This window comes from Virgibacillus flavescens, assembly GCF_050574275.1.
GTDB classification, from domain to species: Bacteria; Bacillota; Bacilli; order Bacillales; family Amphibacillaceae; genus Virgibacillus_F; species Virgibacillus_F flavescens.
The window spans coordinates 1,142,052-1,166,463 of the sequence record NZ_CP192260.1 but is presented as its reverse complement, the minus strand read 5'-3'; the positions used below and the strand labels follow the sequence as shown (position 1 = coordinate 1,166,463).

Sequence of the window (24,412 nt, the reverse complement as noted above, 5' to 3'; positions counted from 1 at the left end):
CAAATCTATATCAATTATGCTAGAGATACAAATAAAAAAGTTGAGAAAACACTTGTTTTCTCAACTTTTCGTTTGTTAGTCAATAGATTTTGCTAGATTAATTTAACGTTGTCACCTAAAAAGAGTTGCGCTGTTTTTGCATGGACTAGCATAGATAGCGTTTTTTGAGTATATCGGCCAAGTCGAGGCTGAACAGTCGCCTCCGCTTTTCTTGGCTAGCTGCGGCTCCTAGAAGCTTCCGCCTTTCTACCTGTCTAACTTCGGTGCCCATTGCCTAGTGTCCTTCAGGCACCTCCTTACGATAAGTCAACATCGAATCGCTTACGCTCTTCGTGTTTCCTTTATCTCATACGTTGCCTTCCAGGACATACGGCAATAACCGGGCACCTACGTTTTTCTAACTACATATTCCTTCTATACTGTCCGCCTACTTGGTAGAGGGCGTTGGTGATTTGGCCTAGGGTTGCTACTTTTACTGTTTCCATTAATTCAACGAAGATGTTTCCGTCGTTTGCTGCGACTTCTTTAAGTTTAGTAAGTGCTGCTTCGGTATGGGCTTCATTTTCTTTTTGGAAGCTGTGCACTTCTTTAATTTGGTGTTCTTTTTCTTCTTTAGATGCACGAGCGATCTCCATTGAGTTAATTTCATCTTCTGTAGGTGGGGTTGGGTTCAGGTACGTGTTTACTCCAACAATTGGAAGTTCGCCTGAATGTTTTTTACCTTCATAGTAAAGCGATTCTTCCTGGATTTTACCACGCTGATACTGACGTTCCATTGCGCCAAGCACGCCACCGCGATCATTCATTTTTTCAAATTCCTGCAGTACCGCTTCTTCCACAAGGTCGGTTAATTCGTCGACAATAAATGAACCTTGCAGGGAATTCTCGTTCTTCGTCAATCCGAATTCTTTGTTAATAATCATTTGAATTGCCATTGCGCGACGTACTGATTCTTCTGTCGGCGTTGTAATTGCTTCATCATATGAATTGGTGTGCAGCGAATTACAGTTATCCTGAATTGCCAGTAACGCTTGCAGGGAAGTACGAATATCGTTAAAATCGATTTCCTGCGCGTGCAGCGATCGTCCGGATGTTTGAATATGATACTTCAGCTTTTGGCTGCGTTCATTTGCTCCGTACTTGTCACGCATAGTTATCGCCCAAATTCGGCGTGCAACACGGCCAATTACTGTATATTCCGGGTCAAGACCATTTGAGAAGAAGAATGATAAGTTTGGTGCGAATTTGTTAATATCCATTCCTCTGCTTAAATAATATTCTACATACGTAAACCCATTGGCTAAAGTGAACGCAAGTTGTGTTATTGGGTTTGCTCCAGCTTCGGCAATATGATAGCCGGAAATCGATACAGAATAGTAGTTGCGTACTTCTTTATCGATGAAATACTGCTGAATATCACCCATCATCCGCAATGCGAACTCTGTAGAGAAGATACACGTGTTTTGTCCTTGATCCTCTTTTAAAATATCCGCTTGTACCGTCCCGCGAACTACTGCTAAAGTTTCATCTTTTATTTTTGCATATTCTTCCTGACTTGGCTGACGATTATTTTCATTCGTAAATTTATCAACCTGCTGATCGATAGCAGTATTGAAAAACATAGCTAGAATAATTGGTGCTGGACCATTGATTGTCATTGACACAGAGGTCATTGGATTCGTTAAATCAAAGCCATTATACAGCTTTTTCATATCATTCAGCGTACAAATGCTCACACCACTTTCGCCAACTTTTCCATAAATATCCGGACGTGGCGCTGGATCTTCTCCATAAAGTGTTACAGAGTCAAATGCCGTTGAAAGGCGCTTCGCATCACCGTCTTTTGCAAGATAATGAAAACGACGGTTAGTACGTTCAGGAGTTCCTTCGCCAGCAAACTGACGCGTCGGATCTTCCCCTTTACGTTTGAACGGAAATACACCTGCTGTGAACGGAAAATATCCTGGAACGTTTTCCTTCATCAGCCATGTGAGACGCTCGCCCCAATCTTTAAATCGTGGGAACGCAACTTTTGGAATCTTTATCCCGGAAAGTGACTCAGTCGAAATATCCATTTCGATTTCTTTATCACGGATTGAAAACTTCATTTTATCCTGTGAATAGCTTTCCTTTGTTTCATCCCACTTAGCCAGCATTTTTTTAGCTTCAGGATCAAGTTTTTCTTCAAAGCTTTCGATTTTTTCATCAATCGTTTGAACAATTTCCTCATCGTCCAGAGTCTCTTTCACGCCGTGAAGCTGGTACAATTTACGCGCAATTTCACTTTGTTTTTCAGTTGTTTCATGATAATTACGGACATGTGTCCCAATCTCACGTAAGTAATGACGACGTTCGTTTGTAATAATCATGTTTTGTTTTTCCGCAATAATATTACGGTCAAAGTTGATCGTATCGCTCCAGTCGTACTTTTCATTTAATTTATCAATTAGCGATGCAAAGAGGGCATTCGTTCCTGCATCATTGAACTGACTAGCGATTGTTCCGAAAACAGGAAATTTCGTCTGGTCCTGGTGGAACAGCATATGGCTGCGTTCATATTGTTTGCGAACCTGATTCAATGCATCTTCTGATCCCTTTTGCTCGAATTTATTGATAACGATAAAGTCAGCAAAATCAATCATATCGATTTTTTCAAGCTGTGATGGCGCTCCAAATTCTGCTGTCATCACGTACATAGATAAATCGGTTATTTCTGTGATAGCTGCATCCCCTTGCCCGATTCCACTTGTTTCCACAATGATGAAATCATAGCCAGAAGCGCGTACCACGTCGATTACGTCCTGAATCGCTTTGGAAAGCTCACTTCTTGAGTCACGAGTTGCAAGTGAACGCATAAACACACGGTCTGTAAAAATGGCATTCATGCGAATACGGTCACCTAACAGCGCCCCGCCTGTTTTCTTTTTCGTCGGGTCAATTGAAATAACCGCAATTTTCTTATCTGGAATTTCGTTAATGTAACGGCGAATAAGTTCATCTGTTAATGAACTTTTACCAGCACCACCTGTACCCGTAATACCCAGTACCGGTGTGTTTTTCGTTGATTTCTTCTGAAGGGACTGCAGCACATTTTGTTTGTCAGTCTCTGCAACTTCGTCATTTTCCATGTAAGTTATATAGCGCGCCATTGCCTGACGATCACCTTTAATTAATTTATCCTGGTCCTTCTCCACATCGATTGGCGGGATAAAATCACACTGCTCAATCATGCGGTTAATCATACCTTGGAGTCCGTATTTCCGTCCGTCTTCCGGGGAAAATATCCAGGAAACGCCGTATTCGTGAAGTTCTTTTATTTCACGCGGAATTATTACGCCTCCGCCACCACCATAGACATGAATATGGTCAGCGCCAAGCTCTCTTAACAAATCGACCATGTATGTGAAGTATTCCACGTGACCACCTTGGTAAGATGATATGGCAATACCTTGTGCATCTTCCTGAATTGCTGCATGTACGACTTCTTCTACTGATCGGTTATGTCCTAAATGAATAACCTCGGCACCGCTTGCCTGTAATATTCTGCGCATGATGTTTATCGATGCATCATGGCCATCAAACAAACTTGATGCTGTGACAAATCGAACAGGATTTGTTGGTTTATACACTTGTACTTGTTCCATCATCAAGCCTCCCATTTATTTTTTCTGTTGTTTTATTAAAAATTGTTGTTATTGTACTGAACCACGTGGATCTATCGTTGCATCTATAAATATAACTCCGCTTTCCGCGTGCAAGTGCTGATCCTTGGACTAGTGTCGCGGTTGAAAAAGTGATAGATCATTACTATTTGATTTTTCACCTTTACTTAGCATCTTCGAATATACGAGACTCCTGCGGGACAGCACGAGTCTGAAGGCCCCGCAGATTTAGAGGATGGCCGACTAAAAACCGTCCTTTGCGGACAACGTCGGCATACCCCTTGCCGGGGCAAGGAGACTGAAGCCGTGCCCTAAGGTGCGCGAAGTAGATTCGACGATGCGATCGTAGATTCACATAATTTACATCGGTTGTTTGTTTTTTATATCCATACCTAGCAAAAGATAGTGAATTTGGCGGTCGACGTATTCATCCAATGTGAATTCTTTTTGAAGCATCCATCTTCTGAATCCCCACATTTGACCTTGGATAAAAATGTTATTTGCAAGCAGTCTGGCATCTTTTTCCTGAACCGTTTTAGGTAGGCAGGTTACAATAACTCTCTCCAGCATTCCAACCATGTCTCGTTCTTTTTGCAGGACATACTCTTTCGTATCTTTTTCAAGCGATTTAACTTCCTGGTACATGATGACAACTTCTTCCTGCATTTCGTCCATGAGTTGAAAATAGGACTTTACAACTTTGATAAAGCTGTCTATGGATGGGTCTTCAATGTCAATCGTTGCATCCAGGCGCTCTCTAACTTGAAGATAGATAGAATCACATACTAGAAATAGTACATCTTCTTTGGTACGAATGTATTCATATAGTGTCCCAATACTAAAGCCCGATTCCTTTGCGATTTCTCTTGTGGTGGTCCGGTGGAAACCTTTTTCTTTAAAGAGTGTTATGGCACCTTTAATCATTTGGTTTCGCCTTTTTTCAATTAGGTTCTGATCTTTTACAGAAGAAAGGATTTGTTTCTGGGTCATTTAATTTGCCCCTTCCTTTTTCCATTTTTGATACCAGTCCATTGCTTTCTGATATGGATCGCTATCTGCATGAATTGGCGAAAATTCTTCATTTGAATCGATATAATCTTTTATATCACGCCATATTTCTTCCCGGACCAGCTCATAAACCTCAAGTTTTTGCTGATCGGTACGCCTTTTCTTGCCTTCATTTGTTGAATATAAATAATCATGATGATCATTCATTTTTTCCCATAGTTTGTCGATACCTTTGTTCTCGGTACTGATTGTTTTTATAATAGCGGTCTGATGATCATGTGTAGCGGTGCTCATTACTAATTCCTTCAGCAGCGCTTTCAGTTTCCCATAACCAGGCAGGTCACCTTTGTTTATCACAAATAAATCGGCAATTTCCATGATGCCCGCCTTGAATATCTGCAGAACGTCGCCACTGTTCGGCGTTAATACCAGTGCTGTTGTGTCGACCACTTTCATAATATCAAGTTCAGATTGGCCAACCCCAACGGTCTCAACGATAACAACACCAAATCCATAGGCATCACAAATTCGAAGTGCATCTTTCGTCGAACGCGCAAGACCTCCAAGACTGCCTCGTGTGGCCATACTCCGAATATAAACACCGTCGTCCGTGAAATGCTCGTTCATTCGTACGCGATCCCCAAGCAATGCACCACCAGAGAACGGACTGGTTGGGTCGACTGCAATTACAGCGACCGTTTTACCTTCAGCACGAATATGGGTAATCAATCGGTTCACAAGAGAACTTTTACCTGCTCCGGGCGAACCGGTGATGCCAATATGACGCGCTTTTTTTTCCATCGAAAACACATCACGTAGGAGTGATAGTTTTTCAGGATGATCATTTTCAACCAAGGTAATGGCTTTGGCTAATGCGCGTATCTCCTGCCTTTTCATCCGTTCTACTAGTTCATGCATGAAGTACATCCTTTCTTACTTCGTCGAGCAAAGACATAATTAAGCTTTCGTCAGCATTCTTCCGATAACAAGTCGTTGAATTTCGTTTGTTCCTTCATAAATCTGAGTGATTTTAGCGTCACGCATGTAACGTTCTACCGGGTAGTCTTTTGTATAGCCGTAGCCACCAAATACTTGAACCGCTTCGACAGTAATGCGCATCGCTGCATCTCCAGCGAACAACTTGGACATCGCGGACTGCTTGCCGTATGGTAATCGTTTTGACTCAAGCCATGCTGCCTGATACGTAAGCAAACGAGCTGCTTCAATATCTGTTGCCATATCCGCTAATTTAAAGGAAATTCCCTGATTATGTGCAATTGGCTTACCAAACTGCTCGCGCTCTTTTGCATAATCAACAGAGGCATCCAGTGCACCTTGAGCGATTCCGAGTGCTTGGGCAGCAATCCCGTTTCGTCCACCGTCAAGCGTTGACATTGCGATCTTGAACCCTTCACCTTCAGCACCAAGCATGTTTTCTTTTGGTACGCGGCAGTTTTCAAAAATTAATTCAGTTGTAGGGGATGAACGGATTCCTAATTTCTTTTCTTTTTTACCAAAAGTAAATCCTTCTGTTCCTTTTTCAACAATAAATGCACTGATTCCCTTATGGTTTGCAGCTGCATCTGTTTTTGCGAAAACTAAATAGATATCTCCGACTCCTCCGTTTGTAATCCAAACTTTACTGCCGTTCAGGATATAATCGTCGCCATCTTTTTTAGCAGAAGTTCGCATTGATGCCACATCACTACCAGCTCCTGGCTCTGATAACGCGTATGCTCCAAGCGCTTCACCAGTTGCTAAGCGTGTAAGGAAATTCTTCTTTTGTTCTTCATTTCCGTACGTGAATATCGGCCAGCTGCATAATGAAATGTGTGCAGAAAGTGTTACACCTGTTGATGCACATAGGCGTGAAAGCTCTTCGACTGCAATTACATAGCTTACATAGTCAGATCCGATGCCGCCATACTCTTCCGGCCATGGGATTCCAGTTAGTCCAAGTTCAGCCATTTTGTCAAAAATCTCGCGGTCAAAGCGTTCCTCTTCATCACGCTCTGCTGCAGTTGGTTCTACTTCTTTTTTTGTAAAGTCCCGAACCATTTTACGAAGCATTTCCTGTTCGTCAGTTAGTTGAAAATTCATAATGGTGTTGCCTCCCTAATCTTTTAATAAATTTTTTGCGATAACAATGTGTTGAATTTCACTTGTTCCCTCATAAATTTCGGTAATCTTCGCATCACGGAAGAACCGCTCCGCTGGATAATCTTCTGTATACCCGTACCCACCATACACTTGAACTGCTTCAATTGAGGCAGTTCGTGCTGTTTTGGATGCAAATAGTTTAGCCATCGATGCTTCCTTATTACATGGCAGCTTCGCTTGAACCATTGCTGCAGCCTGATAGACAAGCAGCTTTGACGCTTCTACGTCTGTTGCCATATCAGCAAGTTTAAATGAAATTCCCTGATTGTGCGCAATTGGCTTGCCAAATTGCTCGCGTTCTTTTGCGTACTTAACAGCATGCTCCATCGCAGCTTCCCCGATTCCTAAGGCTTGCGCTGCAATACCTATTCTACCAAAGTTTAAATTAGCCATGGCAATTTTAAATCCTTCTCCTTCATTTCCGAGAAGCTGTTCTTTTGGAACAACACATTGGTCAAAGTTTAGCTCGACCGTTTTCGTACCATGAAGTCCCATTTTCTTTTCTGTTTTTCCAATTGAAAGACCAGGTGTATCTTTTTCTAAAATAAATGCGCTGACACCTTTTGATCCTTTTTCGTCGCTGGTTCGTGCAAATGTGATATATGTATCTGCCACACCACCATTTGTTATAAACATTTTAGAGCCGTTCAGGATGTAATTATCTCCGTCTTTTTTAGCTCGAGTCTTCAGGCTTCCTGCGTCAGACCCTGCACTTGATTCCGTCAATGCAAATGCACCTAAATACTCACCGGTTGCAAGCTTCGGTAAATATTTCTGTTTTTGCTCCTCTGTACCAAAATACAAAATCGGATTCGTACCGACTGACGTATGGACAGATAAAATAACGCCAAGTGCTGCGCTTACTTTTGATAGTTCATGAATAGCTATAATATAAGAAGTGAAATCCATTCCACTCCCGCCATACTCTTCCGAAATCGGAATTCCCATCAAGCCAAGCTCGCCCATTTTTTGAATCAATTCCTTAGGGTGGCGATCCTCTTGTTCCATCCGTTCCACTTCTTTTGCTACTTCCTTTTGCGCAAAATCACGGACCATCTTACGCATCATTTCCTGTTCCTCTGTAAAGTGTATATTCATGAAAGCACCTCCTTGTTTATCTTGTTGTGTGTTGTATTTGCGTTGTAAACATTAATCCTAGCCACTAAAAAATGGTGGATATTAAATTTCAACTTTTCACTTTAACTTAGCATCTCGAATATACGAAGACTCCTGCGGGAACAGCACGAGCTGAAGGCCCCGCAGTTTAAATGAGGAAGGCAAACTAAACCCGTCCTTTGCGGACAACGTTTGCATACCCCTTGTCGGGGCAAGGAGACTGAAGCCGTGCCCGCGGAAAGCGAAGTATATTCGAAGACGCGATCATAGATCCACTTATTCCATATTTCAAGTGGCTCCAAATTCATCAAACATTAGTCGTACTGATAAAAACCACGACCGCTTTTCTTGCCAAGCCATCCAGCTTTCACGTACTTACGCAATAACGGACATGGACGATATTTACTGTCGCCAAACCCTTCATGCAGCACTTCCATAATATACAGACACGTATCAAGCCCGATAAAGTCAGCCAACGTAAGTGGCCCCATTGGATGATTCATGCCAAGCTTCATCACTGTGTCGACATCCTCAACGGATGAAACACCTTCGTATACGGTATAGATCGCTTCATTGATCATCGGCATTAAAATTCGGTTAGCCACAAAGCCTGGGAAATCTTCCACTTCAACTGGTACTTTGCTGAGCTCTTTTGTCATTTTTTCAATGGCCTGGTATGTTTCATCACTCGTTTGCAAACCACGGATGATTTCAACCAGTTTCATAACAGGTACCGGATTCATAAAATGCATTCCTATAACCTGATCTGGACGATTTGTCACTGCAGCAATCTGTGTAATCGGAAGTGACGATGTGTTTGAAGCTAAAATAGCGTGCTTTGGCGTAATCTTGTCCAGCTGGCCAAATACCTTTTCTTTCACATCCATATTTTCAACTACCGCTTCAATAACCAGGTCACAATCTTTCGCATCCTCTAATTCGGATGAAGCAGCTAAACGTCCCAATGTATCTGTTTTATCTGATTCACTGATTCGTTCTTTTTCAACAGCGCGCCCTAGTAGCTTTTCGATACGCTGCATACCTTTTTCAAGTGCTTCTTTATTCATGTCATTAAGCAATACGTCAAACCCGGCCTGTGCACAGACTTGTGCAATACCGCTACCCATTTGACCGGCGCCAATAACCATAACTTTTTTAATTCCCATTATGTCTGCCTCCTTTGTTCATTCCTATCGATCGACTTTCTGCTGTTTCCGATCCATATTCCAACTTTACCGATCGTGCCTCGCATCTAACCGAGCGACATCCGTGTATTTCCGATCGAGCTTTACATCTAACCGATCGGAATCGTTCTCCTACCGATCGAAAACCTTATTCATCCGATCGGCATGAAGCACATTTCCCTACGCTTCTCGTGGAACTTCAACAAGTATTGCGTCCCCTTGTCCACCGCCACTGCAAATTGCTGCAACGCCAAGTCCACCGCCACGACGTTTTAATTCATGGATTAATGTCAAAATAATGCGGGCACCACTTGCTCCGATTGGATGTCCAAGCGCTACTGCGCCACCGTTAACATTAACTTTTTCTGGGTCAATACCAGCAATTTTTCCACTTGCCAATGAAACGACCGCAAACGCTTCGTTAATCTCATATAAATCAATATCATCTTTAGAATGCCCTGTTTTTTCAAGAAGCTTATTAATTACAAGTCCAGGTGTTTCAGGGAAATCTTTAGCTTCAACAGCAACCTCTGCATGACCAAGTACCGTAGCCATCGGTGTTTTGCCTAATTGTTCTGCTTTTTCGTCAGACATAACAACAAATGCCGCAGCACCGTCATTGATTCCAGGTGCGTTACCAGCAGTAATCGTACCGTCTGAACCAAATGCCGGACGTAATTTCGCCAAGCGCTCAAGCGTCGTATCCTTGCGTGGTGCTTCATCTGTATCTACTACTAGGGGATCTCCTTTTCGCTGTGGAACTTCAAGTGACACGATTTCTTCAGCAAACTTCCCGTCCTCAATTGCTTTAACGGCGCGCTGATGAGAGCGGTATGACCACTCATCCTGCTGCTCGCGTGTTACCTCATGTTTTCCAGCTGTACCATTCCCGTAGCTTCCCATATGAACGTTATTAAACGAACAGGTTAATCCATCATGAATCATCATATCTTTTACTGATTTATCTCCCATACGATTGCCCCAGCGAGCATCCGGCAGGAAATATGGCGCATTGCTCATGCTTTCCATTCCACCAGCAACAATTACGCTCTCATCGCCAAGGCGAATCAATTGGTCAGCAAGTGTTACACTGCGTAAGCCTGATGCACAGACTTTATTAATTGTTTCCGTTTTAACTGTCCACGGAATTCCCGCTTCTCTTGCAGCCTGGCGTGAAGGTATTTGACCCTGACCGCCCTGCAGTACTGTTCCCATAATTACTTCGTCGATTTCAGATTCATCAAGTCCAGCACGATCAAGTGCTTCACGGATTGCTTTTCCACCTAGTTGTGATGCTGTAAAAGGCTTTAATGCTCCTCCGAATTTCCCGAATGGTGTACGTGCTCCAGATACGATTACTGTTTTTGCCATAAATGAACATCCCTTTCTCCATTTAATCTATTTATTTGTTGATAACGCTTTCTTTTCCGTTAAAAAATAATACTATTTGATTGAACGCTCGCTCAATCCAATCGCCATAAAAGTGAGAGGCAGACATTCTACCCCTCATTTATTTTAAGCGCTTTTGACATCCGCTTCAGCAAATACCGACAATGCTAGGATTTCTGCAACGTCCAGTGTGCTAATATCTTCTTCGACATCTTTTGCTTTTGTTCCATCACTGATCATCGTTAAGCAATACGGACAGGCGGTCGAAATCATCGTTGGTTCAACTTCCATTGCCTGTTCTGTTCGAGCAACATTAATGCGGTTTCCAGTTGTTTCTTCAGACCACATTAAACCGCCACCTGCGCCACAGCACATGCCGTTCTCGCGATTTCGATCCATTTCCACAAGCTCAAGTCCAGGTATGGATGTGAGGATTTCCCTTGGAGGATCGTATACACCGTTATAGCGTCCAAGATAACAAGAATCGTGGTACGTTAATTTCTCATTTATTTCACCTTTTGGCGTCAGTTTTCCATTCATAACAAGATCATAAAGCATTTGGGTATGGTGATAAACTTCTGCTTCATAGCCAAAGTCCGGGTATTCATTTTTGAAAATATTATAAGCGTGCGGATCGATGGTAACGATTTTGCTCACGCCATTCTTTTCAAATTCTTTAATGTTTTTCTCAGCAATCTCCTGGAACAAAAATTCATTTCCAATTCGACGCGCTGTATCCCCGGAGTTCGCTTCTTTGTTACCCATAATTGCAAAACTAATGCCTGCCTGGTTCATCAATTTAGCAAATGCCAGCGCAATTTTTTGACTGCGGCTGTCATAGGCACCCATTGAGCTTACCCAGAATAAATATTCGAATTCCTTTTCTTCTTTTTTCAGTTCTTTTACAGTAGGAATATAGGCAGTTTCGTCCATGTCGCGCCATTTGATGCGATCTTTTTTCGATAAGCCCCATGGATTACCCTGACGTTCAATATTCATTACTGCACGCTGCTGATCCTGATTCATTTTACCTTCCGTCATGACCAGGTAACGACGCATATCAATAATTGTCCCAACATGTTCATTCATAACAGGACATGCTTCTTCACAGTTTCGACAAGTCGTACAGCCTGCAAGCTCTTCTTCTGTTATAACATCACCGATTAAGCTAACGTCAGCAAAACTGTTTTCAGCTGCCTGTTCATTGCCGTGCTGATTCATGTTTGCCAGTTCGTTACCAGCTGTACCCGCAAATGCATACGACGGTACCCAAGGAGATTTACCAGTGATTGCTGCACCCTTGGCGGTTAAATGGTCACGAACTTTGACCATAATATCCATTGGGGATAGCATTTTACCAGTGCCAGAGGCAGGACAGACGTCCGTACAGCGACCACATTCCACACATGCGTAAAAGTCGATCATTTGAAACTGCTCAAAGTCCTCAACTTTACCTACACCAAAAGAAATCTCATCTTCATCTTCTTCAGCGTCTTCATCAATATCAAAATCAAGTTTCTTCAGCTTACCAGGTACACGTTTACTTAAAAATACGTTAACTGGAGCAGCAAGTAAATGCGCATGCTTTGATTGTGGAACATACACGAGGAACGTCAAAATTGTCACCGTATGTATCCACCAAGCTATATAAAACAAAACCATTGCTGCCATCGGACTTAACCAGCCAAATGCCAATGCAACTACACTGGCTATCGGTTCTGTCCAGGTAGCTTCGTGTCCATGCCAGATCATAGCAAAACCATTTCCAAACAGCACAGAAATCATTAATGTACCGATGAAGATCAGTACCAGACCGGCTTTAAATCCACGCTTCAGGCGAACAATTTTTTCAATATATCTGCGATAGAAAGCCCAGATAACAGCTACTAAAATCGTTAAAGTTACGATTTCCTGGAAAAAAGTAAAGGCCGGATAAAACACTCCGAATGGCAAATGATTACCAGGCGCCAAACCTTTTACAAACATATCAAGCGCACCAAATTGCACCAGCAGGAAGCCATAGAACATCATGACGTGAATCGTTCCAGACTTTTTATCTTTTAACAGTTTGGACTGACCAAAAACAATTTTACCAACCCTTCGAAAACGTTCTTTAAAATCTCGGTCAAATTCCGATTTTTTTCCAAGCTTTATATAAGCGATTCGAGTAGCAACTACTCTAGCGAATAAATACAAGCCATAGATGACAATTGCTATGAAAGCAAGCGTATTAATAAGTAAAAATGTATCCACTATTCGCTCCCCCTTTTGTGTAAGTATACTAAAAAATGATAGCGATTTCATTTTTTAGCAGTTTATGCCTGTTTTTCGTACTATAATTCTTATATTAAAGATGAATGATCATTCAGTCAATACAATTTTGCTTAAACATGCTTTTTGTTATCTATTGTCGTACGTTTGGAGAAATTTGAGGGATCATTCTAAGTTTGAGGAATAGTTTTATCCGCCATTTCAGTGTGATTTCAGCCAGGTTTACTGGATATCGGCCACGATTAACAATTTAACAGCCACGTTCAAAATATAACGATCACATTTCGGCAAATAACGGCCATGTTTCTCGTTATGTCGGCCATTCTGGAATTATATCGCCCGCGATGTGTTTTCAACTACTTCCACTAAATATAAAATCCCAGCACTGGATGCTGGGATTAATTTATGTGGCTATTAACCGCCACTTCTGTTTTTCTTGTGTAGATACTGCGAAGTGACAGCAACGAAATTTCCGCTGCTGTCAGTCGCTTTCCGCGGGCACGGCTTCAGCTTCCTCGGATAAGCAAAGGCCGCTTTCCTGCGGGATCTTCAGCTCGCGCTGTTCCCGCTGGAGTCGACTGCCATCCGCTCCAATCTCTAGACATATTAAAGCTAAATTTACCTTGCATTTTATATCATACGGCTATAAATGACCGCTTCCGCGCGCAAAGATCTTCCACACTGCACCGCTCTGCTTATGCTTTTCGGGTCTGACCAAGCCGCCTCCGCTTTTCTGTCTACATTTTTTCAGGTGCTTTTACGCCGATTAATGCAAGTGCGTTGGCTAATGTTGTTTTTACTGCTTCCATTAACGCTAGTCTTGCTTTTGTTAGTTCTTCATCGTCGCTGAATACTTTTTCAGCGTTGTAAAAGCTGTGCAATAGTGTTGCTAAATCAAATACATACTGCGTTACTTTGTGCGGTGTGCGTTTGACCGCTGCATCTGCAACAGTCTGCGGGAATTCACCCAGCTTTTTCAATAGGTCTGTTTCTTTTTCGGCAGTTAGAAGTGCAGCGTAGTATTCACTGTGTGATGCAAAGCCTTTTTCTTCTGCCGATTTAAGTATCGTGCTAATTCGTGCATGTGCGTATTGTACATAATACACCGGGTTGTCATTTGATTCTGAGCGAGCGAGGTCCATGTCGAAATCGAGCTGAGAATCGTTCGAACGTGTAACAAAGAAGTATCGTACTGCGTCCACTCCTACTTCTTCCATTAATTCACGAAGTGCGACAGCTTTTCCTGTGCGCTTACTCATTTTGACTTTTTCACCGTTTTCAAACAGGCTTACCATTTGAATTGTTTTCACTTCAAAATTTTCTTTTTCGTAGCCAAGTGCCTGGATTGCAGCACGCATACGAGGAATATAACCATGATGGTCTGCTCCCCATACATTGATAATTTTGTCATACCCACGGTTGAATTTGTCTTTATGATACGCGACATCTGGTGTCATATACGTATAGCTTCCGTCTTGCTTAATTAAAACACGGTCCTTATCGTCGCCAAAATCGGTTGAGCGGAACCATGTTGCACCATCTTTTTCGTATATATAATTATTTTCTTTTAGCGTCTCCAAAGCTTTTGTTACTTTGTTATCTGTATACAAAGAGGTTTCCGAAAACCAATTATTAAATTCCACTCTGAAATCTGCAAGGTCTTCTTTAATTTTACCAATTTCATATTCCAGGCCATACTTTTTGAAATAGTCCAGACGCTCTTCGCGTTCCGTTTCTGCCCATTTGTCCCCTGCTTCAGCAGCCAGTTTTTTGCCGATTTCAATAATATCCGCTCCATGATAGCCACCCTCTGGCATATCAACCTCTTTACCAAGAGCCTGCAGGTAACGTGCTTCAATTGAAAGAGCAAGGTTGTAGATCTGATTCCCGGCGTCGTTTATATAATATTCACGATCTACCTTGAATCCTGACGCATCAAAAATATTGCATAAGACATCTCCAAAAGCTGCTCCACGAGCGTGACCAAGGTGCAAATCACCAGTTGGATTAACAGAAACAAATTCTACCTGGATTTTTTCACCATGACCTGTATTCGTTTTACCATAATCTTTTCCAGCGTCTAAAATTGTAGATACCAGGTCTCCCAGATAATCATTTTTCATGAAAAAGTTAATAAATCCCGGTCCGGCGATTTCAACTTTTTCAATAGATGCTTTAGTTTGATCAAGCGATGCAACGATATCTTCCGCTATTTGACGAGGTGCCTTTTTTGCAATCTTGGTTAGCTGCATAGCAATGTTGGATGCGAAATCACCATGCGCCTTATCTTTTGGCTTTTCCAAAATGATGGATGGCAATTCACTTTCACTCGCAAGGTTGGCTTTTAAAACAGATGCTGCGATTTCTTCTTTTAACAGTTCTTCCGTTTGTGCTAGTATATTCAATCGTAATCCTCCTCTATTCGTAAAGTCAGTTGGTGTTCCCGTACGTCCTGTCCGTTTAATTTCACGGTAAATGTGATGGATAATTCTCCGGTTCTCTGATCATCTGGTGCATGATAATCAAGGTTATGTGTGTATGTTTCCATATGTATGTTCACGTCCGGATGCTTAAATACATTCTCCGTTGTCTGCTTAACACGAAATTGCTGGTGCATGTTTATGTCACCGGTTCGTTTAACACTCACTTTATCCTGCTGAATCGTGATCAAGTTTTTTATGAAAAGATTTTCATCATTTTTTTCCTCGAATGTTAACACATCCATGTTGTCACGCCGATAAAAATTCCCAGTAAAGTGAGTAGTTGATTTCTCAGTCTGCCCATCATCATTTATTTCCATTTGAAGGGACCCTGATATAGGTCGGTGCTGCAGTTTCATTTTAATCGCCTCTCAATAAAATTCGGTATAATTTACTATTATACCGAAAAGGAAGGACTGATATCAATCTATACGGGACACAGGGACGGTTCGAGGCCAATGAAAAAGTAAGTGTAATATGAAATAAGGCGGATCAATCGTCGCATCTTCGAATATACTTCGCTTTCCGTGGGCACGGCTTCAGTCTACTCGGATAAGCAAACACCGCTTTCCTGCGGGGCCTTCCGCTCGCGCTGTTCCCACTGGAGTCTCGTAAATTCGAAGATGCTAAGTTGATGTGAAATATTAAATTTTTACAATCCACCACTTTTTCAGCAGCCCCGGACGGTTCTGTTGTCCCACTGCGTTATTTTACCCAGCCGAGTAACATTTCACGTACGAATTTACTTGCTGCGATAGCTGTTTGGTCGGATGGATCGTATGCTGGTGCAACTTCGACAAGGTCAGCGCCAACCACTTCAATATCCGAATCCGAGATTAACTGGATAGCTTCCAGTAATTCACTTGAGGAAATTCCGCCTGCTTCAGCAGTACCGGTACCAGGTGCAAATGCCGGGTCCAGCACATCAATATCGATTGTGACGTACACCTTGCGTCCACTCAGAGTCGGCAGGATTTTTCGCAGTGGTTCAGCGACATGAAACTTGCTCATGTGCATGCCGCTCTCTTTGGCAAATTGAAATTCCTCGCGCATACCAGAACGGATTCCAAATGAAAACACATTTTCAGCGCCAATCAATTCGCAAACTTTCCGGACTGGTGTGGAATGGGAAAGTACTTCTCCTTCGTATTCCAGCCGCAAATCTGCGTGTGCATCAATATGAATGAACGCCATGTCCGGATGTTGACGGTGCATCGCCTTGATGACCGGCCATGTAACCAAATGCTCGCCGCCAAGTCCGAGTGGGAACTTTCCATGACTTAACAATTGATCGATATATTCTTCAATCAAGACAAGGCTGCGTTCCGCGTTGCCAAATGGAAGCGGGATATCACCTGCATCAAAATACGCTACTTCTTCGAGATGTTTATCCATGTACGGGCTGTATTCCTCAAGACCAATCGATGCCTCGCGAATTCTGCCTGGGCCAAAACGTGCACCTGGACGGAAACTGGCCGTCCAGTCCATTGGCATCCCATATATTACCGCTTGCGCCTTGTCGTAATTTTCCTGCGACATAATAAAAACTTTTCCTGAATACGCTTCGTCAAAACGCATGTGAACGCCCCCTATTCCGTTAGATCTTTGACAAACTTCGGTAACGCGAATGAAGCAAAATGAAGTTCCGGTGTATAATATTTCGTTTCAATTTCGGTGAATCGTTCGTCCTTCACCTTTAATGGATGATGAATCTTACTGCCCATTGTAAATGTCCACAGTCCACTAGGATAAGTAGGGATATTTGCAGTATATAATTTTGTCACTGGGAAAATTTCTTTCACGTCATGAAAAACCTGATGAATTAAGTCTGCTTTAAACCATGGATTATCCGTTTGTGCGACAAAAATACCATCGTCTTTGAGCGCGCGGGAAATTCCAGAGTAAAACCCTTGCGAAAATAAATTGACTGCTGGGCCAACAGGTTCGGTTGAATCAACCATGATTACGTCAAATTCACGTTCACTCTTGGCAATGTACATGAATCCGTCGTCCACCAATACTTCCACGCGCGAATCATTCAATGACCCTGCAATTGTCGGCAAGTATTTTTTCGAGTACTCGATTACTTTTCCGTCTATATCAACCAGTGTCGCTTTCTCCACTGATTTATGTTTAAGAACCTCGCGGATGACGCCACCGTCACCACCACCTACAACTAATACTCGCTTCGGATTCGGGTGTGTAAAAAGTGGAACGTGTGCAACCATTTCATGATATACAAATTCATCCTTTTCGGTTGTCATTACCATATCATCGAGAACGAGCATGTTGCCCCATTCCTCTGTTTCAAGTATCTGCAGATCCTGAAAATCTGTTTTTAATGAAGCTAACGTTTCATTAATTTTGGCTGTAATCCCAAAATTCGCTGTCTGTTTTTCTGTAAACCAAATACCCATAAATACATCTCCTTTTCCAATCACATGAAACAGTAAAATTATAGATTAATTTGTTAAAAACGCAAGTACTTTTCATGAATTTTTCCTAATAAGTTTAATTCGTTCTATATTTTCCCATAATGAGAGTAATGTACTCAAAAATTGGAGTTAATGCCTATGAAACGTTTTATATTAAAATATAAGCTTTTAAGTGGGTTAATCGCTATTATATCACTTGCAGTAATCTCTTTATCGGGGATATATTTTGCGAGCTTTTTACTTGGTCCGCCGCCACTCAAAGCAGAACAAAATACGATTTACTACAGTTCAGCAGATACGGTTATTGGTGAAGAAAAAGGCTCAGAAAGCCGATACTGGGTAGGACTTGACGAAATGACACCATACGTTAAGCAGGCTATTTTAGCTATCGAGGATCAGCACTTTTATGAGCATAACGGATTCGATTATTCCCGTATCGCTGGAGCAGTCCTTAAGAATGTTGAAAATTCTTCCCTTGAAGAAGGGGCAAGTACATTATCCCAGCAGTATGCCCGAAATCTTTACTTATCACATGAAAAAACATGGAACCGTAAGATAAAGGAAGCCTTTTATACCGTTCGTCTGGAGATGTATTATTCAAAGGATGAACTTCTGGAAGGTTACTTAAACACGATTTATTATGGTCATGGTGCATATGGAATCGAAGCGGCGAGCAGATATTTTTTTAACAAATCAGCAGATGAATTATCGTTAGCGGAATCCGCTATGCTTGCTGCGATTCCCAAAGGTCCGACCTATTACTCGCCGTTTAATGATTTGGAAAATGCAACCAAGCGTCAGAAACAAATTCTTTATGAAATGAAACAGCAAAACAGCATTACCGAGCAGGAGTACTATTTGGCGACCCATGAAAAATTAAAATATGCTGAGCCAAACAAGCAATCGAAAAAAGTAATCGCTCCCTACTTCCTTGATACCGTCCTGATTGAGGCAGCAAATCAATTGGACTTGGACACAGAAAAAATTCGCTCCGGTGGATATAAAATATACACCACATTGAACGTCGAGATGCAAAAAGAACTTGAAGGAGAAGTAGATAGCACAATTGATACAAATAGCTCGATCCAAGTTGGGGCAATTGGAATGGATCCAGAAAATGGAGCAATACGTGCTTTGGTTGGAGGGCGGGATTACAAGGAAAGTAAATTCAACCGCGCCATCAGGGCAAAGCGGATGGCTGGGTCCAGTTTTAAACCCTTTTTATATTACGCAGCACTGTCAAATGGATTCACACCAGCAACGATGCTTATGAGCAAACCTACCGCATTTGAATTGGCTGATGGAAAAGTATATCAACCGAGTAACTATAATGGCTATTATGCAAACAAACCAATTACCCTTGCTCAGGCATTGGCGTTATCTGATAACGTATATGCTGTGAAAACGAATCTATATCTCGGGGTTGATAAGCTAATTGACTCCGCCCGCAGGTTTGGAATTGACACGAAACTGCCATCTGTTCCCTCGCTTGCTCTCGGGACCGCTTCTGTAACGGTTGAAGATATGGTTACAGGTTATGGAATATTAGCAAACGGCGGCGAGAAAATTGATGGATTTACGATTAAAAAAATTATCGATCGAAACGATGAAGTTGTTTACGAGCGGTCAAAAAAGGAGGACAAACAGATTTTAGATAAAGAGAAAGCTTTTATCCTAACCGATTTGATGAAAGGAATGTTCGACCATTCGCTAGACGGCTATATGGCTGTTACAGGTTCGCCTGTCGCTGACTCTCTTACTCGTGACTATGCTGGAAAGTCTGGGACTACAGCTTCAGACAGCTGGATGATTGGATTTACCCCGAACCTCGTTACTGGTGTTTGGACCGGATACGACGATAACCGGGATATGAATAAATCCGCGGAACACAGCTATGCAAAAGATATCTGGGCAGGATTTATGGAAGCAGCCCACGCGAATCTGCCAAAAACCAAGGATAACGTTCCAAACGGAATTGTTGGTGCATGGATTGACCCAATTTCCGGCGGACTCGCAACCTCCTATTGCCCGTCCGGTACCCTCATGTATTTTGAAAAAGGAAACGTACCAACAGAACACTGCACCGATCATTTGCCTAATGATGATGAGGGGTCTGAGGAAAAAGTGAAGCAGCCTCCAAAGGACGAACATAAAAAAGGTGTGTTTGAGCGGATATTTGATTATTTGTTTTAGGCGTGGAGGCTTGGGACGTCGATCGGTTGGACTGGGTGGGGATTGCTTGGGCAGGGGTGTCGCTCGTTTGGATTGAGTTTTGGATCGGTTAGCCCGAGTTGACGATCGGTTGGCCTGGGGTGCGGATCGCTTCGCCCGAGTTGGCGATCGGGTGGCCCGGGGTGTGGATCGGTTAGCCCGCGTTGTCGCTCGGTTCGCCTGAATTCGCGCTCGCTCAGCCCGAGTTCTGGAGCGTTCTCCGCTGGGTTTAAGCATAAAAAAAGCCGACTCACTGATAAGATTTCCGTCTTATCACGTGGTCGGCTTCTTTTTTGTCCTAGCAATACATGTGAAAGTCCATGTATACATATTTTACAAATTTTTGTCTAAAAGTACAAGAATTTATGGTCCGTTCACAAATTGTTCACTATTCAGGAAGCACTTCTTTTAACTCGTCAGTGGAGTTGTCCCACATTTCCTTGTTAAATTCGACAAGAAAATCTTTCAATAATTTTTTTGAATGGTCGTCCATGTGCTCGAGCATAATTTTACCTTTCAATGACTTATCCATATGTGTTACGTGCTCTGGCATTGATTTATAGGCACGTTTAATTTCACGGTCCACGCGAATTTCACTGCCGCAAACGCCAGCGTAATATGGGCCATTTTCTCCTTTTTCGACTGTAACCCACACGATCCAATACAGCTTGCCATTCGGCACTTCATCTTTGTTAGGCAAAAATTTAACACGGCGCTCTATTTCACTGCGAGCGTGCATGGCTCCCATATCAACAAAGGCACGATCTTCATTTGGGTCGACAATTACTGGCGACATATTTTCAAGACTTACCGCTCCGACACCATAACCACCATGGCCGTCAGTCGAATCATCTTTTATTATTGTAAATGGATTTGTATTCTTTTTTGGTATATCCTCACTCATTCAAAAAACCTCCTTAACGCTTTCTGTCTATTGTAGCATAAGTGTTTTTAACATTTCACATCAGAAAACTTCTCGTGCAAAAAGCTTAACTATCCATGTAGTTGACTTTGTCTAAGTAAGTCAATGTATCCCCATGCCTCTTGAATTTCTGCTTCGGTAAAATTTTGTTTAGGCTTAACGGTATATATTTTCTCAACCACTTCATCGCGTGAGAAGTCATCAAAATACAGCATCGTAGAAACTAGCTCAAGGAACCTGGAGCTTTTCCCATTCAGCAATTCAACCTGGTCATTGATCTCAGGCATATCAAGTGTAAACTGTTCCAAGAATTGTTGTCCGTTTTCAGTAATCGAATAATTATATTGATAATAATTACTTCTGTCCTCTTTAACTTCGTTGATGAAACCCAGGTTGCATAGTTCTTCCATGCGAAGTGTAAGCTCTTCTGAATACGGTCCATAGAAGTGAAATTGATATTTTTCCTCAAAGGGAACCTTGCATTTTTGCAGGATATAAATCATTTTTTGAAGTTTTTTCCGACCAGTGACTTTGTTCGCAACTTCGAAAAAATGCATTAATTTAGCATGGTTGGGTAACATTATTCATCCGCTCCTTGATTCGTTAAAAGTTCCAAAATACGTTTTTTGACAGTGCTTGTATCGTCCAGGTTTTCCAGTAAATCGGCTGGGTAATAAAGCTTGTGATCCGTACGTTTTTTACCCGAAATAGATTCTACGATATCAGAGTGACGCGACAATTCCTTCAAGTCGCCCCCTGGCATCAGTAAATGTATCGGAAGACGTTCTTCCTCTTCGCCAGGACGATAAAAATCATACGGCAGGTCAGACGACGAATCGACTTCAAGGTAATACTCAGGATTGATATCCGCTTCCTGAAATAGTTTATACAGTTCCATCCATTCATTCATCTGGCTGTTCGGGTTAAATTCCACGTACTTGAATAAACGGCGATTCATAAACCGTTCGCACAAATCTCGCAGAATTGCATCGTCTTCCTCCTGCCAGGCTTGGAAATAATACGATACAATTGATTCATCCAGTTTCAGATAATCCTTTAAATCGACTTGTTCGTGAAAAAACGATATGAAGTGTGTTGGTTCGAGTTTAAAGGTATAGTTTGACTCAAATAAATGTTTTGCCCGGTGAAGGATCTTTGATAAAATAACCTCAGCACTGCGGGTCACAGGATGAAAATATACCTGCCAATACATTTGATAACGGCTCATGATATAGTCTTCCACCGCGTGCATTCCGCTTGATTTAATAACCACCTGATCATCAATCGGACGCATGACGCGAAGAATCCGCTCCATATCAAAGTGACCATAGCTCACGCCGGTAAAATATGCATCGCGCTGCAGGTAGTCCATTCGATCGGCGTCAATCTGACTGGAAATTAAGCTGACCACTAATTTATCTTTGTATGTTTTGGCAATCACGTCGGCGACTTTTTGAGAAAATCCTGTCGAAACGCGTTCCAGAATTTTATGTACATGGGTATCACCAATTATTATCTGCTGTGTAAAATGTTCATGATCAAGCTTGAACACCTTTTCAAACGAATGGGAAAATGGTCCATGGCCAAGATCATGCAGCAATGCAGCACACAGACAAAGAATGCGTTCGTCTTTATTCCAGTGTGGCCTGTCCGTAAAATTATTAATGATGCGTCGTACAATTTCGTATACCCCAAGGGAATGATTGAAGCGGCTGTGTTCAGCGCCATGAAAGGTCAAATTCGTCGTACCAAGCTGCTTGATACGGCGTAATCGCTGGAATTCTGGCGTTGCAATTAAATCCCAAATCACTTGATCCTTTACATGGATATAACGGTGGACAGGATCTTTAAAAACTTTTTCTTCATACAACTGTTCGTCTTTATACGACATTTAATCACAACCCGTTTCTATTCGGCAATTTTGTTATATTATATAATAGATAGTAGAAGTAAAAAAGAGCAAAAAGGGAGAAAATCATGCAATCTTGGAAAGAAATCATTCATCACCATACATTCCGCTTTATGGACCATTCAACCGAAACCAAATTTTATAACGAAAAAATTACTGCACTAACGTCGTTTGCGATTGATGACACACTTGCCCTTTCAGTTGGAGATGGCGAGTCTGCACCTGCATTGCGTCTATGGGTTCACCCGAACACTTTAGTGCTCGGGATCCCTGATGCACGACTGCCTTTTATAGAAGATGGAATTCGTTTTTTATCAGAACAAGGATATTATTCCGTAGTCCGGAATTCCGGAGGGTTAGCGGTCGCGCTTGACGAAGGCGTACTCAATATTTCCCTCGTTTTGCCTGATGTAAAAAAACTGTCGATTCACAGATGTTATGAAGCGATGGTAACCTTCGTTCAGTATATGCTTGCAGACCTTACGGATAAAATTGAAGCATATGAAATTGTCGGCTCGTATTGCCCAGGTGATTACGACCTTAGTATCGATGGAAAAAAATTCGCTGGTATTTCACAGCGCAGAGTTAAAGAAGGAGCTGCCATTCAGATTTACCTGGATGTTGAAGGCTGTGGACAGGAACGCGCTGCGATGATTCGTGACTTTTACGAAACGGGGTTAAAAGACACGGCAACGAACTTCGACTTTCCAGAAGTCGTGCCAGAAACGATGGCATCATTGTCCGAGCTGCTTCCAGCAAAAATCACTGTAAACGAGATGAAACAGCGTGTATACAAGGCTCTGGAAGAATTAAGTGAAAACATTGTTGTTGCAGCATTTTCAGACCGTGAACAGGAAATTTTCGCAAAGCGGCTGGATCAGATGAAAAAGCGTAATGAGAAAATTGCTGCGATGCAGTAAATTGGGTCGTTTTTTGTTGGCCATCCTCTTAAGAATGCTTCCTGCAGGATCTTCAGCTCGCGCTGTTCCCGCTGGAGTCTCCGTATATCCGAGATGCTAGGTGATGGTGAAAAAGTAATTTTGTAAAAACCCACCATTATTTAATGTATTCTATATCATTACGACCAGTTGGAGCTTCCTCTGTAACAGCAACCCAGAACGTAATTTCTTGTGTATAGTTATCGTTAAATTCCTTATAGTAAGTTACTTTTTTGCAGGTTCGCCAAACACGTTCATTTGTGTAACACCCTCCATATTACTATCTGTTGATACTTTTACAGTAATAACCGGGGATTCTTGTGCAGAAAAGAAGCTCGCTCTTCCCATTCCTTTTATCCATTCTAATTGGCCGTTATTATTTTTGATGATGGCCTCTTTTATTCTTTTACTTGAGTTTAGAGCCACGACAAAAATATACTCACCTTTGATCTCATAATCCATTATATCTTCAATTAAAAAATCATTTTGAACCATCAATTCTTGGATCTGTTTCTCTAAAGAAGCGCTTCCTTTTGAATCAACATCGTTAGTCTTGCTAACTTCATTTTCCTTATCATCTGTATTTTTGTCACCCTCAAGTTCTTTAGTAGTGCAACCGAAAAGTAAAAAGAGAACAGCAATAGATAGAAGAAGTTTTTTCAAATTAATTCCCACCCTTTTTTATAATTATACTATTTCTTACGTTAATTACTCACAAAAAGTTTCG

18 protein-coding genes are annotated in these 24,412 nt (G+C 42.0%); 2 read left to right on the top strand and 16 right to left on the bottom strand.

Annotated elements, in window-relative coordinates; all coding sequences use genetic code 11:
• Window positions 1-401: 401 nt before the first annotated feature.
• The 12 genes from icmF to speE all read right to left on the bottom strand — a co-directional run bounded on the left by icmF (window position 402) and on the right by speE (window position 17,687).
• The gene (gene icmF / locus VBD025_RS05705) at window positions 402-3,644 is read right to left on the bottom strand and encodes a fused isobutyryl-CoA mutase/GTPase IcmF (protein ID WP_430790146.1); all 3,243 of its coding nucleotides are present in this window, start codon (window positions 3,642-3,644) and stop codon (window positions 402-404) included.
• A 378-nt stretch (window positions 3,645-4,022) separates the two neighbouring features.
• Complete coding sequence (locus VBD025_RS05700) at window positions 4,023-4,652, bottom strand: TetR/AcrR family transcriptional regulator (RefSeq protein ID WP_430790144.1); 630 nt, start codon at window positions 4,650-4,652, stop codon at window positions 4,023-4,025.
• Window positions 4,653-5,588 carry a methylmalonyl Co-A mutase-associated GTPase MeaB gene (gene meaB / locus VBD025_RS05695; RefSeq protein ID WP_430790142.1) on the bottom strand — a complete coding sequence of 312 codons (936 nt, stop codon included), beginning with the start codon at window positions 5,586-5,588 and terminating at the stop codon, window positions 4,653-4,655.
• A gap of 39 nt (window positions 5,589-5,627) precedes the next feature.
• Complete coding sequence (locus VBD025_RS05690; RefSeq protein ID WP_430790140.1) at window positions 5,628-6,770, bottom strand: acyl-CoA dehydrogenase; 1,143 nt, start codon at window positions 6,768-6,770, stop codon at window positions 5,628-5,630.
• 15 nt (window positions 6,771-6,785) lie between these two features.
• Window positions 6,786-7,928 (bottom strand): acyl-CoA dehydrogenase, encoded by a 1,143-nt coding sequence (locus VBD025_RS05685; RefSeq protein WP_430790138.1) that lies wholly within the window; start codon window positions 7,926-7,928, stop codon window positions 6,786-6,788.
• 332 nt (window positions 7,929-8,260) lie between these two features.
• Complete coding sequence (locus VBD025_RS05680) at window positions 8,261-9,112, bottom strand: 3-hydroxybutyryl-CoA dehydrogenase (protein ID WP_430790136.1); 852 nt, start codon at window positions 9,110-9,112, stop codon at window positions 8,261-8,263.
• A gap of 198 nt (window positions 9,113-9,310) precedes the next feature.
• Window positions 9,311-10,501, bottom strand: coding sequence for an acetyl-CoA C-acetyltransferase (locus tag VBD025_RS05675; RefSeq protein ID WP_430790134.1), 1,191 nt, complete (start codon window positions 10,499-10,501; stop codon window positions 9,311-9,313).
• 144 nt (window positions 10,502-10,645) lie between these two features.
• Window positions 10,646-12,772 carry a (Fe-S)-binding protein gene (locus VBD025_RS05670; RefSeq protein ID WP_430790132.1) on the bottom strand — a complete coding sequence of 709 codons (2,127 nt, stop codon included), beginning with the start codon at window positions 12,770-12,772 and terminating at the stop codon, window positions 10,646-10,648.
• A 755-nt stretch (window positions 12,773-13,527) separates the two neighbouring features.
• Window positions 13,528-15,195, bottom strand: a complete 1,668-nt coding sequence (gene argS / locus VBD025_RS05665; protein ID WP_430790130.1) for an arginine--tRNA ligase — start codon at window positions 15,193-15,195, stop codon at window positions 13,528-13,530.
• On the bottom strand, window positions 15,192-15,629 hold the full coding sequence (locus VBD025_RS05660; protein ID WP_430790128.1) for a DUF1934 domain-containing protein: 438 nt from the start codon (window positions 15,627-15,629) through the stop codon (window positions 15,192-15,194). The genes argS and VBD025_RS05660 overlap by 4 nt, the downstream gene beginning before the upstream one ends.
• Window positions 15,630-15,975: 346 nt before the next feature.
• On the bottom strand, window positions 15,976-16,848 hold the full coding sequence (gene speB, locus VBD025_RS05655; protein ID WP_430790126.1) for an agmatinase: 873 nt from the start codon (window positions 16,846-16,848) through the stop codon (window positions 15,976-15,978).
• An 11-nt stretch (window positions 16,849-16,859) separates the two neighbouring features.
• Complete coding sequence (speE, locus tag VBD025_RS05650) at window positions 16,860-17,687, bottom strand: polyamine aminopropyltransferase (protein WP_430790124.1); 828 nt, start codon at window positions 17,685-17,687, stop codon at window positions 16,860-16,862.
• Window positions 17,688-17,843: 156 nt separating this feature from the next.
• Between speE and VBD025_RS05645 the strand changes: the two genes are divergently transcribed.
• Window positions 17,844-19,898, top strand: a complete 2,055-nt coding sequence (locus VBD025_RS05645; RefSeq protein ID WP_430790122.1) for a transglycosylase domain-containing protein — start codon at window positions 17,844-17,846, stop codon at window positions 19,896-19,898.
• A 406-nt stretch (window positions 19,899-20,304) separates the two neighbouring features.
• Here the strand turns inward: VBD025_RS05645 and VBD025_RS05640 are convergent, their stop codons facing one another.
• The 3 genes from VBD025_RS05640 to VBD025_RS05630 all read right to left on the bottom strand — a co-directional run bounded on the left by VBD025_RS05640 (window position 20,305) and on the right by VBD025_RS05630 (window position 22,729).
• Window positions 20,305-20,820 carry a YwhD family protein gene (locus VBD025_RS05640; RefSeq protein ID WP_430790120.1) on the bottom strand — a complete coding sequence of 172 codons (516 nt, stop codon included), beginning with the start codon at window positions 20,818-20,820 and terminating at the stop codon, window positions 20,305-20,307.
• A gap of 89 nt (window positions 20,821-20,909) precedes the next feature.
• The gene (locus VBD025_RS05635; protein WP_430790118.1) at window positions 20,910-21,419 is read right to left on the bottom strand and encodes a YwgA family protein; all 510 of its coding nucleotides are present in this window, start codon (window positions 21,417-21,419) and stop codon (window positions 20,910-20,912) included.
• A complete protein-coding gene (locus VBD025_RS05630) occupies window positions 21,419-22,729 on the bottom strand; it encodes an HD domain-containing protein (protein WP_430790116.1) in 1,311 nt (436 codons plus the stop codon). Before VBD025_RS05630 ends, VBD025_RS05635 begins: the two co-directional genes overlap by 1 nt.
• Window positions 22,730-22,815: 86 nt before the next feature.
• On the opposite strand from VBD025_RS05630, the gene VBD025_RS05625 reads away from it, so the two are divergent.
• Entirely contained in the window at window positions 22,816-23,667 is an 852-nt protein-coding gene (locus VBD025_RS05625) for a lipoate--protein ligase family protein (protein ID WP_430790114.1), read from the top strand.
• Between the two features lie 243 nt (window positions 23,668-23,910).
• Here the strand turns inward: VBD025_RS05625 and VBD025_RS05620 are convergent, their stop codons facing one another.
• Window positions 23,911-24,348: a hypothetical protein gene (locus tag VBD025_RS05620; RefSeq protein WP_430790113.1), complete on the bottom strand. Its 438-nt coding sequence runs from the start codon at window positions 24,346-24,348 to the stop codon at window positions 23,911-23,913.
• Between the last annotated feature and the right edge of the window lie 64 nt (window positions 24,349-24,412).

What these genes read in the sequence shown, in the direction of transcription:
- VBD025_RS05630 (WP_430790116.1), bottom strand. Translation starts at nt 22,729, where the DNA reads ATGTCGTATAAAGACGAACAGTTGTATGAAGAAAAAGTTTTTAAAGAT.
- VBD025_RS05700 (WP_430790144.1), bottom strand. Translation starts at nt 4,652, where the DNA reads ATGACCCAGAAACAAATCCTTTCTTCTGTAAAAGATCAGAACCTAATT.
- icmF (WP_430790146.1), bottom strand. Translation starts at nt 3,644, where the DNA reads ATGGAACAAGTACAAGTGTATAAACCAACAAATCCTGTTCGATTTGTC.
- VBD025_RS05680 (WP_430790136.1), bottom strand. Translation starts at nt 9,112, where the DNA reads ATGGGAATTAAAAAAGTTATGGTTATTGGCGCCGGTCAAATGGGTAGC.
- VBD025_RS05635 (WP_430790118.1), bottom strand. Translation starts at nt 21,419, where the DNA reads ATGTTACCCAACCATGCTAAATTAATGCATTTTTTCGAAGTTGCGAAC.
- VBD025_RS05690 (WP_430790140.1), bottom strand. Translation starts at nt 6,770, where the DNA reads ATGAATTTTCAACTAACTGACGAACAGGAAATGCTTCGTAAAATGGTT.
- VBD025_RS05625 (WP_430790114.1), top strand. Translation starts at nt 22,816, where the DNA reads ATGCAATCTTGGAAAGAAATCATTCATCACCATACATTCCGCTTTATG.
- speB (WP_430790126.1), bottom strand. Translation starts at nt 16,848, where the DNA reads ATGCGTTTTGACGAAGCGTATTCAGGAAAAGTTTTTATTATGTCGCAG.
- VBD025_RS05685 (WP_430790138.1), bottom strand. Translation starts at nt 7,928, where the DNA reads ATGAATATACACTTTACAGAGGAACAGGAAATGATGCGTAAGATGGTC.
- VBD025_RS05675 (WP_430790134.1), bottom strand. Translation starts at nt 10,501, where the DNA reads ATGGCAAAAACAGTAATCGTATCTGGAGCACGTACACCATTCGGGAAA.
- VBD025_RS05645 (WP_430790122.1), top strand. Translation starts at nt 17,844, where the DNA reads ATGAAACGTTTTATATTAAAATATAAGCTTTTAAGTGGGTTAATCGCT.
- VBD025_RS05640 (WP_430790120.1), bottom strand. Translation starts at nt 20,820, where the DNA reads ATGAGTGAGGATATACCAAAAAAGAATACAAATCCATTTACAATAATA.
- VBD025_RS05660 (WP_430790128.1), bottom strand. Translation starts at nt 15,629, where the DNA reads ATGAAACTGCAGCACCGACCTATATCAGGGTCCCTTCAAATGGAAATA.
- speE (WP_430790124.1), bottom strand. Translation starts at nt 17,687, where the DNA reads ATGGGTATTTGGTTTACAGAAAAACAGACAGCGAATTTTGGGATTACA.
- meaB (WP_430790142.1), bottom strand. Translation starts at nt 5,588, where the DNA reads ATGCATGAACTAGTAGAACGGATGAAAAGGCAGGAGATACGCGCATTA.